This window comes from Leucobacter chromiireducens subsp. chromiireducens (genome assembly GCF_016758255.1).
GTDB lineage: Bacteria > Actinomycetota > Actinomycetes > Actinomycetales > Microbacteriaceae > Leucobacter > Leucobacter chromiireducens.
The window spans coordinates 267,673-280,507 of the sequence record NZ_QYAD01000003.1; the positions used below are offsets into that span (position 1 = coordinate 267,673).

A 12,835-nucleotide genomic window follows, 5' to 3' on the forward strand; every position below is an offset into this window, starting at 1 on the left:
GGCGCGAAAGTGTATGAGTCTGGCTGAGTCAGTGCGCGTTCCGGGTGCGCACGGATCGCGCGACCAGAACTGCGGTGAGCGCGAGGAAGGCGCCGCCGCCGAGGAGGAAGAGGAATGACCCGAGACCGCCGGTGAGCGGAAGCGCGGGAACCGCGACCTGGTGGTTGGTGATCGGCCCGACGGAGACCGGGCCGTCGCTGCCGACAGTCACGGCGACCGGATCGGTGAGCTTCACGAAGCCCGCTGGCGCTTGAGTCTCGACAAGGTGATAAGTCCCCGGCGGGATGTTCGTTAGCCGGAACTTTCCCGCGACCGGGTCCGTGTCGTGCCCCGCGCAGTCTTCCGCGATCTCCGCGACGCAGTCCGTCACGGGGATCGTCGTGCCGCCCGGGATCGCGACGCCGGCCTCGTCGACAGGGATGAGCTCCCACGCGGAGCCCGCGAGCCGATCGCCCTCGGGGTCGACCTTCTCCCAGCTCACGTCGACGCCGGGGAGGAAGTTCACCACGTCGCCGAGCTCGTAGGTCCAGGTGGCGGGGTCAAGCTTGCCCGGGCCGATCACGACGCGGATCGGATCCTTCGCGATGACGTAGCCGTTCGGCGCCTTCGTCTCCGCGAGGTCGTAGCTCCCCCACGGGATGCCAGCCAGGGTGAAGCGCCCGGGCGCGGCGTCGCGGTCTTCGCCAGAACACGTGCCGGAGGTGCAGTCGGCGATCGTGCGGGGCCAGACGCCCGCGGGCATCGTGCCACCCGCGGGAACCACGGGGGTAAGGGTCCACTCGGAGCCCGCGAGCAGGTGCTGCGTGTTGGCGCCATCGACCTTGCGCCAGCTGAGGTCCGGGGCGAGCTGCAGCCCAACCTTCGCAGCCTCAGTCGGGAGAACCGGCGAACCATCGGAGTTGCGGTTCGCTGCGATCGCGACGTTGTTCCAAGCGATCCCAGTGAGGTCTCCGCCGTCTGCCTGCGCGGGGAACACTCCGGTGAAGGCGTCCCCCGGCTTCCAGACGCGGTCGCCGAAGTCGATCCGGATCCCGGTGACCTTCGACCAGTCGCTCGGCAGAGCCGCGTTCCAGTCGTTCGTGCACCCCGCGGGAGCGCTCGAGAGCGCGCCGCCGCCGTTGCCAGCCAGCTCACCCCGGCACGGGTTGTCCGAGGTCGAGTACTGCACCACCGCGTCAGCGGGGAGCCCCGTCACAGGACCGGTCGCATACACGTTGAACTCCGAGCCACGGGCGTCCGCCCCGGGACGCACTCCGTGATCGCCCACGCGGGGCAGGAGATCGTAGGCAACGAAGTTCCGCATGTCAACGTTGCCGCTGTTCCGAATTGCAATCCGGTAGTCCGCTGCACCGCCGAGGTCAGTTGAGCCGATGCCTGGCGCGGGCACGAAGTCCGTGTCGTTCGCGCCCTGAACGCTCTTCAGCGCTGACATACTCGGGCCCTCGAGCACGGAGTACATTTTCTCCGCACGACACCCGCTCGTCGCATCGGGGCCTTGCACTCCGGTGGTGAAGTTCACATCGCCCCAGGTGTTTGCGCCACCGAGGTTCGTGGAGTCCGCGTAACGGCTGGGCGACGCGCAGACGAGGAAACCATCAGCCGACTCGGCTGCCTGCACGAGGATGTTGTTCTTCGTCGTGGCCATGGGGCTGCTGTCCCGCACCCGAGCGTCGAAGCCCACGGTGATCTGCTCACCAATTGCGAGAGCGCCACCTTCAGGGACATTCGGGAAGTCGATGACGACCTCCGTACGGGTGACGCCGTCAACAACGACATCGCTCACGGTGAATCGCGGCTCGCCGAGCTTCGCGATGACCTGCGCTTCTGACCCCGGTTGCCCGGTGAAGCTCAGGTATACGGGGTGTGCGGGATCCTTCGTATCGAGCTCGAGGTTGGCAGGCAAGACCTCAGTCACGGTTGGGGTGAAGGTGTACCGCTTCCCGCTCCACCGCTGGCCGTCCCAGTCGTCGCGCTCCGTGAGAACCTCCACCCGGGCAGGATCGCCGGGGCGCAGCGCAGCCTGAGCGCTCTTCTGGCCCTCCGTAAGGGCGACTTCGGGGTTGTAGACGCGCTTCTCCGCGTAAACGTTGACGATGTCGCGGGCGATGCGGGTGTAGCCGCATCGGCCTTCGCGGTCGCTATCGACAAGCGCACCGTTCGTGGTCATCTGACCACCATTCCAACGCACCGTGTTGTTGCTCGTGCAGTTCTCAATAGTCACCCAGAGGGGATGCTCCGACGCCGGGGTCACGCCGACCATGGGGGTCGTCGCGCCCGTGCTCGTGTTCGTAAAGAAGTGAGGCTGGTACTCGCCGTTGGCGACCGCCTGCGAGTTGTCGAGCGGAATATCCGTGCTCACCGTGCCGAACAGGAAGAGCTTGCCCTTGGTGCCCGCCTTCATCGGGTTCTCGTCGAGCGTGAACTTCGTGATCCACTCGCCCGAACCCATCGGGATCGCTTCGTAGTTTTCAAGGCCCTCGCAAGTGCGCACGGTGGTGTCGCCCGCGGTGAACCCCTCGGGGATCGTGCAGACGCCGGTGCGTCCCTTGTTGGTAGTCCAGTGAACTTTCAGCTCTGACATACTGCCGTTCGCGCCGAACGCGATGTCCGTGTACGCCGGGGTCGCGCAGTCAGTGCGGTTAGGATCGCTCGGCGAAGTCCATCCGCAAGGCAGCGTATCCGCGAGTGACCACGTGCCCGTCGCATTGCCCGTGCCTTCAATACTGAACGTGTGAAGGTATCCGCGTACCCAATCGCCCCACGCTGACTGAGCGCCGCGCCAGAACTGGCGACTGTTGCCGTTCGACGCGGTGTAGGAGATGCCCTTCTGCACCGTGAACTCGCCGTCGGCACCGACCCGGAGCTGGACTGCAACGTCATCGCTCGCCCGCAGCAGCGTGTCGCGCAACCAGGGCTTCGCTGTCGTCGTGGCGTCGTTCGTAAACCACTCGTCCCGGTTCGCACCGTCGGTAAAGGTGTCCTCAGGGTAGTTGACGGTGACCAGCAGCTCCTTCGCGAACGTTGAAGCGTCGCACTTCGGCTGGCCATTGTCCATCTTGACGGAGTCGCCAAGTTGCCAGGTCACAGTGTGGTTCGCTGGGTCGTACACGCCGCCAGCGTTCGCGCTGCGGAACACAGTGCCCGGCGGGAGGGTATCAACCACCGTCTGGCCCTGGAACGCCCAGAGTCCATTGACGTTGCACACGTTGCCGTAGTAGTCATAGCCGCCCGCTGCGTTCCACTGCGAGGCGTAGCCCGTGCGAATGAGATAGGTAATGTCGCTGCCAACATACGGGCGCACATCCGACGGGGCGTACTTTGTCTTGACGAGTTTCAGGTCCTGCTGAGACGTGATCGTCACCGGCACTGAGGTCGCAGTAGCGTTTCGCTGACCCGCGAAGAATGTCGCAACCGGGGTGACCGTTGTGCCGTTCGGCGTGATGTAGTTCTGGGTCTTCAAGACAACTGACGCTGTACCCGACTGCCCGCTGGTCATCGTCGCGGGAAGGTCCCAGACGATCTTCCGGTCTGCACCGGTACCCTCGATGCGCGCGGGCGAGTCCACACCGTCGATCTTTGCCGCTGTGTAGCTCGAGACCTCGAACTCCAGCTGATCCGGCTGACCCAGCGGGATCGACATCTCCACGCGCCCGTTGTCACAGCTCGCGTTGTTCGTACTGCCGCACTGGAAGGAGACCTCAAACGAGACGGTCTCACCCGACAGGATCGTCGTGCGATCCGGCCGAATAGACACCGAGATATCGTCGGCCGCCGCCATCGCTGGAGTCCCCACCCCGGTGATCAGCACCAACGCGCACATGACCGCGGCAACGATGCCCGTCAGCACACTCTTGCGCCCTGTGGCGCGCCGCTTTGCGGCCATGTTCATTCCCCCAAGAAAACTGATGAAAAACCCCAGTGCAATCATTTCGGTGATTGCCTCTCACGGGAAGAGAGCAGAAAGAGAAACTTATGTGACGCGGTTCGTGAAAAATTCTTTTTCGGTTGTGGAAGCAGCGTTTGACACACGATTCCGACGCCGTTGACGCATCATCACGATGGATCCTGCCCCGGCGCCCGCGAGAGCTAGGCCCCCGCCTACGAGGACGGCCCAGCTTCCACCGGTCTGAGCAAGCCTGCCCCCTGCGAGTTTCGTGTTCGGCACCATCACGGGGCCTGAATCCTCGGGATCTGGAACGGACCTGGCGATCACCTCGGTGCGCGCCGAGGCGGAATCTGGGAGCGCATAGCCCGCGGGCGCCTCGATTTCCTCAAGCACGTAACAGCGCTGGCTCAGTCCATTGGACATCGTGCCGCCACCGTTTTCGTCGTCTCCGACCCACACACCGGGCACCCGGATGAGCCCTCCGGACCCCGACTCAACCTCGTACGGTCCCCCGTCGGGTGCCGTGACCTCGATGAGGTCGGGCGCATCAACGCAGTTGCTCGGCAGCTCACTCACCCACAAACGGAAGCGCGCACCGGCGAGCCCAAGCTCAGGAGCCGCTGCGTCGGTCTTCACCGCGAGGAGTTCACCCCAACGCGACCACACCTCCTGAGTGAGCGCACCCGGGGTCCCGTCGCCATCGAGATCGAGATCGTTGACGTTCACGTGAGCCTGGTTCGCGAACTCCGCCCCCTGGGGTACCAGCCCGGTGACCCGCGAAGCCTCCGCGTGTGCCCCGGACTCGGCGGTCTCCCCGCCGGGCCTGATCACGCCAGATCCGGGGGCACCCGGCAGCACCGGTGCGCCTTTCCCCGCCGCCGCTCCGGCACTCTCTCCCCGCTCGGAACCAGTGCTGTACGGCTCAGTTGGTGCGGCCTCGGCTGTGACCGGCAGCGGTGCGGGCGCATGCGCCGGCGCTGCCAACAACATGGGCGCCGCGACCCCAGCAGTCACCGCCACGAGGCCGATTGACGCGGCCGCGACCGCCGTGGTGGCCGTCGCGTGCCGCCGCCAGCTCGGACTGCTCGCTATCACACCCGCACTGACCATGCCGATCACAGCGGCCTGCTCAGTAAAGCGCTTCCATCGGGACCGACAAGCCTGGCAACCTTCAAGGTGTTTCTCGGCTTGGCCTCGGCTGCGGCCATTGCGCTTCCCCCACCGGATCTCGCTGAACTGGGCGACGCACGCTGCGCACTCTCCCGAGAGATCGCGGGTGGGGTGCATGCGCTTGAGCCACGATTTCTTCAGCCCCTCACGCGCACGTTTCAGAAGCACCGAGGTCGAGTTTGGAGAGAGGTCGAGCTCCGCAGCAACCTCCTGCACCGAGCGTCCTCCCACGTCGACCTCGAGAATCACCTGCTTCCAACGCAACGGTAAGTCTTCGAGTGCGGCCGCGGCGGCGGCCTGCTCCTCACGTTCGGCGATCAATTGCCCAACCGCGGGAATCGCCCCGTCAACCACTTCATCGAAATCATCGACGCCGAGCGTTCTGCTGGAATCAGTCCAGCCCCGGGAAAGTTGCCGGGAAACAGTTCGGAAGAGGTACGCGCGAAATGCATCAGTTGGCCCGCCCCCGGAGAGCAGCTGACGGTACACAGCGTCAAACGCCTCTGAGACCGCGTCTTCTGCCTGGTCTGGGTCTTTCCCTCGAGCCCAGGCCAGAGCGACGCTGTGATGCCTCTCCCACAACACGGCAAGAGGCCAAGCCTCACCCTCGCGAATCGCATCACAGAGCACGGCGTCGGAGATCGTCCCCTCGCCCTCGTCATCGCGAGTGCTGTTCACAGCTGCGGAGCTTAGCATTTGACGGCCCCATGTGAGCAGAGAGACGCCGACTCCGCCGCACGCGGGGCACCGTCCCGAAACAACAAAACCCCCGGTCGAACCGGGGGTTTTACTGTGACTCTCTGTAGCTGAGGCGGGGCTCGATCCCGCGACCTCACGATTATGAGTCGTGCGCTCTAACCAGCTGAGCTACTCAGCCAAACTGGCCCGCACAAGGTGCGAGCCAGAGAGTCAGAGCCCCGACCCAGGATTGAACTGGGGACCCCTTCCTTACCATGGAAGTGCTCTACCACTGAGCTATCGGGGCGAAGCCACCTTGCGGCGACAACCGTTTGAGAATAACACCTTTCGCATCCCGATGCGAAATCTGCTTGGCTAGTACGTGCGCGCCGGGCATGTCGGCGCAGAATTACAACAGAAAGAGGAGCGCGTGAACAGCCGCGTCGTTGCCATCGTCGGAATCATCCTGGCCCTGTGGATGTCGCTCGGGCGGTGGGTGTTTGGCATTGGCGGCACCCTCTCCTGGTGGTACGTGCCGGCGATTGGCCTCACCTTCGCGGCTCTGCAGCTCTGGCTCGCGCGCCGCCTCACCATCACCCGTGCGCGCGGCAAGCGCACCGGACGCAGCACGATCGTCTCGCTGATCCTCGCGTGGGTCTGCGCGATCGGCTTCGGCCTCACCGTGCCCGATCTGGCGGACGGCAAGCTCGAGTCGATCCTCAGCCTCGCGTCCGGATCCGCGTTCTCCGCGGAGATGTCGATCGCGCTCTGCAACCCGCTCGGGATCATCGCGTTCGCACTCGCCATCGCCGCGCTCGGCTTCGCGTACGCCGACGCCCGCGATCCCAAGCCCGAAGAGGACGAGATCGACGAGGGCGGCATGGTGCCGCACCCTCTCGGCTAACACCTCGACAAGCCACGAAAAAGCCCCCTACCGGAGTAGGGGGCTTTTTGCTGAGCGGAGGGTAGGGGATTTGAACCCCTGAGACGGGGTTACCGCCTGCTTGTTTTCAAGACAAGTTCCTTCGGCCGCTCGGACAACCCTCCACCGACGAGCCTAGCAAACGGCGGGGGTGTCGAGCGACGCGCAGGATCAGACCAGGCCGGGGAAACGCTGCTGCAGCGCTGTGAGCAGGCCATTCTCCTCGATGGTGCCCGTGACGCGCGCCGCGACCTTCTGCACCTCAGGAACCGCCTGCCCCATCGCTACCCCGTCGCCGCGGCGCGACGCCCAGGTGAGCATGTCGATGTCGTTGCGGCCGTCGCCCGCGGCGAACACCCGCGACGCGTCGATACCCACGCGCTCACGCACCACCTCGAGCGCGCTCGCCTTCGTCACGCCGTCGGGCGCAATGTCGAGCCACGACGTCGTGCCCACGGCATACGAGACGTGCGTGAGCCCCAGCGTGCGCACGGCGCCCACGAACTCCTCGAGCCGGTGGTCCGGGGACACGACGACCACGCGGGAGGCCTGCACCCCCAGCAGCTCGTCAAACGTCACCTGGCGCTGCTCCGCGGGGAGCGTACCGGTTGGGATCTGCTCGGTGTAGAGGAAACCACCATCGGCGAGCTCGACCGCGAAGCGGGCCGTGACCAGCTGCGTGCGGATCTTCTGCAGCGCGTCGCTCGGATCAAAGGCCTCGACCATCTCGCGTCGGTACGCGCGCGGGGCGAGCGCATCACGCTTCAGCGTGACGGCACCGTTCGCCGCAACCACCCACTGCGGGCGGATGCCGAGCCGCTCAACGATGGGCAACGTCGCATCGACCGAGCGCCCCGTGGCGATCACGACCTCGTGCCCCGCCGCCTCGAGCGCGCGAATGGCGGCGGCAAGATCCGGATCGATGCGACCACCGTTGGGATCGTCGCCCGCGCCCTCACCGAAACCGTGGCTCAGCACAGTCCCGTCCAGGTCGAGTGCGATGAGATGCCGCTCAGCGGCGGACACGGCCTGCAGCGAGGGAGTGGTCATCGTGTGTATCCCTCACCCATCGGGGTCAGCACCTCAAGGCCGCCGAGGTAGGGGCGCAGCGCCTCGGGCACCGTCACGCTGCCGTCAGCCTGCTGGTGCGTCTCGAGAATCGCGACGAGCCAGCGGGTGGTCGCGAGCGTACCGTTCAGCGTCGCGACCGGGGCGGTCTTGCCGCTCTCGGTGCGGAAGCGGGTGGCCAGACGGCGCGACTGGTACGTGGTGCAGTTACTCGTCGAGGTGAGCTCGCGGTACGCGTCCTGCGTCGGCACCCACGCCTCGATGTCGAACTTCCGCGCCGCGCTCGAGCCGAGATCGCCCGCCGCGACGTCGATCACGCGGTAGTGCAGACCGAGCGACTGGAGCATCTCCTCCTGCCACGCGACCAGGCGATCGTGCTCTGCCTCGGCGTCGGCCGGATCGGCGTACACGAACATTTCGAGCTTGTTGAACTGGTGCACGCGGAGGATGCCGCGGGTGTCCTTGCCGTGCGAGCCGGCCTCGCGGCGGTAGCAGGTCGACCAGCCGGCGTAGCGCATCGGACCAGCGGCAAGGTCGATGATCTCGTCCGAGTGGTACCCGGCGAGGGCAACCTCGCTCGTGCCCGTGAGGAACAGGTCGTCCGCGGGCAGGTGGTACACCTCGTCCGCGTGCTCACCGAGGAAGCCGGTGCCACGCATGACCTCAGGCTTCACAAGCGTCGGCGTGATGAGCGGCGTGAAGCCGTGCGACAGCGCGCGATCCAGCGCGAGGTTCATGAGTGCCAGCTCGAGGCGTGCACCCACCCCACGCAGGAAGTAGAAGCGGGCACCCGAGACCTTCGCGCCGCGCTCCATGTCGATCGCGCCGAGCATCTCGCCGAGCTCCAGGTGGTCGCGCGCGGGGAAATCGAACTCGGGCTTCACGCCCACCTCGCGCAGCGTGACGAAGTTCTCCTCGCCGCCAGCTGGCACGCCGTCAATCACGAGGTTCTCGATGCGCATCGAGATTGCGGAGAATTCAGCCTCGGCGGCCTTGGCGCGCGCGTCGGCGGCCTTTACCGCGGCGGCAAGCTCCTGCGCGCGGGCGATAAGTGCGGGCTTGTCCTCCTTGGAGGCGGCCTTCACTTGCTTGCCGAACTCGTTCTGCTCAGCGCGGAGCGACTCGAACTCGGTGAGCGCTGCGCGGCGGGACGCGTCTGCGGCGAGCGCTTCGTCGACCACCGCCTCGCTGTTTCCACGCGCGCGCTGCGAACGCTTGACGGCCTCAGGATCAGTGCGGAGGAGTACTGGATCGATCACATCGCCCAGCTTACCTGTGCTGAGCTGGGCGATGGCGGCCCGGGGACTACGCTTGTCCCATGATCGCCACCCCGGAGCGGCATCAGCCGAGCGCGGCTGTTGTGTACCACCCGCTGAAGACCGACATCGCAGCGCTGCGCTCGGCCGTGATGGTGCAGGAGCGCCGACTCGGCTGGTCCCCCACGCAGTGGCACGAGACCGAAGCGCACGACGCGGGCGTGGGTGCGACCCGGCGAGCAATCGCGAACGGAGCGAGCGTGGTGCTCGCGAGCGGGGGCGACGGCACGATCCGCGCGGTGTCTGAGGCGCTGCGGGGCACCGGGATCCCGATCGTCATCATTCCGCAGGGCACGGGGAACCTGCTGGCCCGCAACCTTGGGGTGCCACTGAACCGGATCGACGAGGCGGTGCGGGCCGCGTTCACGGGGAACAACCGCGCGGTGGACGTGGGCATTCTCACGATCACGCGGGAGGACGAGAGCGAGGACGAACACCTCTTCCTCGTGCTCGCCGGCATGGGCCTTGATGCACGGGCGATCTCTGCGACCCGCGCGACGCTCAAGAAGCGGCTGGGGTGGCTCGCCTACGTGGATGCGGGGGTACGCACGATGCTGCGCGACGGCCCGCTGCAGATTCACTATTCGATCGACAACTCGCCGCTGAAGCCACTCTCCGTGTACACCGTGATGATCGGCAATTGCGGGCTCATGCCGGGCGGCGTGCTCCTCATCCCCGACGCGAAGCTCGACGACGGCATGCTCGACATCGTGGCGCTGCGCCCACTCGGCGCGTTCTCGTGGCTGCGCATCTGGAACAAGATCGGCTGGGAGAACGGCGTGCTCCGGAAGACGCAGACCGGGCGTCGGATCATCGACCTCGTGCATGACAGGAGGTCGGTGAACTACTCGCAAGTGCGCCGCTACGCGCTGTCGGTGTCGAAGCCGGAGCCCGTGCAGCTTGACGGCGATGACTTCGGGCTCGCACTCGCGGTGAGCGGCGTGGTCGACCCGGGCGCGCTCATCGTCCGCGTGCTCCCGGAGTGGAAGGCGCAGGCCTAGCGCCCACCACCCCGGGAGCGGAGCGCGGGATCAGCCCTCGCTGTTGGGCGTCGCTTCAGCACCCTTTGCGTCGGCACTCTTCGCGTCGGCGCCCTGAGTTTCAGCATCATTCGCTTTGGGTTCCTTCGTTTCGGTGTCCGCCGCCGAGCCTGCCAGGGCATCGCAGTTGCCAAGGCTCGGCACGCGCTCGTACGGGAGAACCGAGGCCTCGCCCGTCGCGTCAGGATCCGGGTATACACCGTCAAGAACGCGCGCTTCTCTTAGCGGGAATACGTTCCATTCATCGGGCATCGTGGCGACCGCGTTGCGGCGGTAGTCGAGGAGTTCCCCGGTCTCGGGATCCGCGCCGGAGGCGGGAAGCCAGTCGGCATCACGGGGATCGCCTGCGCCTGTGTGGAGCGGGGTCCCATCCTGCGCGAAGAGCTGCACGCCGTCGAGGGGCTGCCCCGCGCAGTCGTACGCAAAGATGTTCGAGATCTCGGTGCCGTTGCTCGTGAGCCCCCAGCTGGTCTGCATGTCGGGTTCCTCCACGTACGGCGTCGTGGAGCCTCGGAGCAGACCGAGGGCCGCGGGCGAGAGCAGCACAATCGCCAGCACGGACACCGCGCTCGCGACGCGGCGCAGCCACACGCCCCAGCCGTCGGGCGCCCATCGACCACGCCCCCACTGCACACTAACGATCACCGTGGCCACGGAGACGAGTGCCCACACCGCAAGGCTCGGGATCCCCACCAGCATGCACAGCACCGCGGCGAGCGCCCCACCACGCGCCACCCACCACAGGGGGCGGAGGGCGAGCGCGAAATCGCGCACGGCGACCCGCGCGGGCGTGCCAGCCCACCAGGCGTGCCAGCCGCGGACAAGCGCGGCCCAGCTCTCCGCCACGCTGTGACGCGCGTCTGAGCGCGAGGCCCGCTGTGGGAGCCCCGCGGCCTGACGCAGCTCGGCGGCGTACTTTACGGGGTCACCCAGCGCGGGATCCTCGCCCAGCCGATCCGTGAGATCGGCGGCGAGCCCGTCAGTCAGCTCGTCAACCTCTTCTGGACCGAGGTCGGCGAGCTGCGAACGCACGGCGGCCACAAAGGTGCGAGCGCGGGCCTCGCGGCTGCCGGCTGCGCCCTGCCCGAATCCCAGCCCGGCGGTCGGCTCTGCACCCGGGAGCGGGGTGGTGGCGTTCCAGTCTTCGGGGGTGCGGCTCTCGGGGGCGTGGCCCTCGGGGGTGCGCGATGCGGTGTTCATGCGCGTGCTCCTTCCTGCGCGGCGGGGGTGGTCCCCGCGGCCGCAACGGCGTGCGAATCGTCTGCGATGAGCCGGGTCAGTGTCCCGGCGAAGCGGTTCCAGCCGGCCCGCTGCTCGGCAAGCAGCTCCTGCCCAGCTGGGGTGATGCTGTAGTACTTGCGGTGCGGGCCGCCCTCGGAGGGCACCACGTAGGTGGAGAGCGCACCGGCAGCGTACAGCCGACGCAGGGTGCCGTACACGGAGGCGTCGCCCACCTCGGCAAGACCCGCGTCGCGCAGGCGCCGCACCACGTCGTAGCCGTAGCCGTCCTCGCGCTGCACGACGGCAAGCACCGCAGCGTCGAGCACTCCCTTCAGGAGCTGAGTCGCGTCCATCCGTGTTCCTTTCCTGAGCCGCGCACGGGAGGACTGTGGCACGGCCGCGATCCCCATCAAGAAACTGCGTGGGATCGTGGCCGTGCTTGACTTCCCGCGTCCGCACTAGTGTGCATTACACAATAGTGCGGTGTCAAGAAGACTTCTCCGGCGCAGCGGAACGTCAGCCGCCGAGAACGCGGCCGCTCAGGCAGCGGCGCTGGCGCTACGCCTCGCCGTCGGCGGTGCCCTCGATCACGCCGCGCAGCCAGTCTCGAGCATCCCGGAACGAATCATCATCGTGCGCCGCGCGGGTGGTTGCCGCGATGCGATCCGCGCGCGGATACGAGCCGAGGAACACCACTTTCGGGCTGAAACGCTTCACACCGAGCAGTGCGTCAGCCACGCGCGCGTCCTTCACGTGCCCCTCCGCGTCGATCACGAAACGGTAGCGCCCCATTCGATCGCCGATCGGCCGCGAGGCGAGGAGCGTGAGGTTGACCCCGCGGGTGGCGAACTGTTCGAGCAGGTCAAGCAGCGCGCCCGAGCGGTCGTCCGGCAGTTCGATGATGAGGGAGGTCTTGTCGGCCCCCGTCGGCTCCCCCACGGGCACCGTGCGGCTGACCATCACGAACCGCGTCACCGCATCCGGGTTATCCGCAATGCCCTCCGCGAGCACCTCAACGTCGTAGTGCGCCTCAATGCCGGGCGGGGCAATCGCCGCGTCGATCCCCTTCTCGGGGTCGAACAGATCGGCGGCGGCCTGCACATTCGACGTGGCAATCAAGTGGCGGTGCTGCGGCGCGTTCGTGTCGAGCCAGGTGCGGCACTGACCGTAGGCCACCGGATGGCCCGACACCACGCTCACGTCTTCGAGGCGCGTGCCCGGCTTTGCCACGAGCACGAAGCGCACGGGCACGAGGTACTCCCCCACAATGCGCAGGCCCGGGATCGTCGCGAGGAGATCCTGCGCCACGGTCACGCCGCCGTCGATCGAGTTCTCGATGGCGATCATCGCGGCGTCGCTGCGCCCCGACACCACATCGCCGAGCGCCTCGCCCAGGTTGTCAACCGGGTGCCACTCCTGGCCGGCCGCCTCGGGAGCTTGCTTGAGCGCCGCCTCCGTAAACGTCCCGGCCGGCCCCAGGTAGGAGTAACGGCGGGCGGGGGCGGTGGTCTCAGACATGGTCCCTAGAGTATCG

Annotated in this window: 9 protein-coding genes and 3 tRNA genes; 2 read left to right on the forward strand and 10 right to left on the reverse strand. The window is 67.0% G+C overall.

The window, feature by feature from the left end:
- Positions 1 to 28: 28 nt before the first annotated feature.
- The 4 genes from D3226_RS09980 to D3226_RS09995 all read right to left on the reverse strand — a co-directional run bounded on the left by D3226_RS09980 (position 29) and on the right by D3226_RS09995 (position 6,041).
- Positions 29 to 3,883, reverse strand: coding sequence for an MSCRAMM family protein (locus D3226_RS09980; RefSeq protein WP_202382393.1), 3,855 nt, complete (start codon positions 3,881 to 3,883; stop codon positions 29 to 31).
- A gap of 87 nt (positions 3,884 to 3,970) precedes the next feature.
- Positions 3,971 to 5,734 (reverse strand): sigma-70 family RNA polymerase sigma factor, encoded by a 1,764-nt coding sequence (locus D3226_RS09985; RefSeq protein WP_202382394.1) that lies wholly within the window; start codon positions 5,732 to 5,734, stop codon positions 3,971 to 3,973.
- Positions 5,735 to 5,859: 125 nt separating this feature from the next.
- Positions 5,860 to 5,933 (reverse strand) — tRNA-Met (locus tag D3226_RS09990).
- 36 nt (positions 5,934 to 5,969) lie between these two features.
- Positions 5,970 to 6,041, reverse strand: a tRNA-Thr gene (locus tag D3226_RS09995).
- A 123-nt stretch (positions 6,042 to 6,164) separates the two neighbouring features.
- On the opposite strand from D3226_RS09995, the gene D3226_RS10000 reads away from it, so the two are divergent.
- On the forward strand, positions 6,165 to 6,638 hold the full coding sequence (locus tag D3226_RS10000) for a hypothetical protein (protein WP_337248967.1): 474 nt from the start codon (positions 6,165 to 6,167) through the stop codon (positions 6,636 to 6,638).
- A 55-nt stretch (positions 6,639 to 6,693) separates the two neighbouring features.
- Here D3226_RS10000 and D3226_RS10005 read toward each other — a convergent pair.
- The 3 genes from D3226_RS10005 to serS all read right to left on the reverse strand — a co-directional run bounded on the left by D3226_RS10005 (position 6,694) and on the right by serS (position 8,983).
- Positions 6,694 to 6,781: transfer RNA gene (locus D3226_RS10005), tRNA-Ser, on the reverse strand.
- Positions 6,782 to 6,827: 46 nt separating this feature from the next.
- Entirely contained in the window at positions 6,828 to 7,706 is an 879-nt protein-coding gene (locus D3226_RS10010; RefSeq protein WP_202382395.1) for an HAD family hydrolase, read from the reverse strand.
- Entirely contained in the window at positions 7,703 to 8,983 is a 1,281-nt protein-coding gene (gene serS / locus D3226_RS10015) for a serine--tRNA ligase (RefSeq protein WP_202382396.1), read from the reverse strand. The genes D3226_RS10010 and serS overlap by 4 nt, the downstream gene beginning before the upstream one ends.
- 59 nt (positions 8,984 to 9,042) lie before the next feature.
- Between serS and D3226_RS10020 the strand changes: the two genes are divergently transcribed.
- Complete coding sequence (locus D3226_RS10020; protein WP_202382397.1) at positions 9,043 to 10,041, forward strand: diacylglycerol/lipid kinase family protein; 999 nt, start codon at positions 9,043 to 9,045, stop codon at positions 10,039 to 10,041.
- A 30-nt stretch (positions 10,042 to 10,071) separates the two neighbouring features.
- Here D3226_RS10020 and D3226_RS10025 read toward each other — a convergent pair whose 3' ends face one another.
- The 3 genes from D3226_RS10025 to pheA all read right to left on the reverse strand — a co-directional run bounded on the left by D3226_RS10025 (position 10,072) and on the right by pheA (position 12,819).
- Complete coding sequence (locus D3226_RS10025) at positions 10,072 to 11,280, reverse strand: hypothetical protein (protein ID WP_202382398.1); 1,209 nt, start codon at positions 11,278 to 11,280, stop codon at positions 10,072 to 10,074.
- On the reverse strand, positions 11,277 to 11,654 hold the full coding sequence (locus D3226_RS10030) for a PadR family transcriptional regulator (RefSeq protein WP_202382399.1): 378 nt from the start codon (positions 11,652 to 11,654) through the stop codon (positions 11,277 to 11,279). The genes D3226_RS10025 and D3226_RS10030 overlap by 4 nt, the downstream gene beginning before the upstream one ends.
- Before the next feature lie 205 nt (positions 11,655 to 11,859).
- On the reverse strand, positions 11,860 to 12,819 hold the full coding sequence (gene pheA / locus D3226_RS10035) for a prephenate dehydratase (protein WP_202382400.1): 960 nt from the start codon (positions 12,817 to 12,819) through the stop codon (positions 11,860 to 11,862).
- Positions 12,820 to 12,835 lie beyond the last annotated feature (16 nt).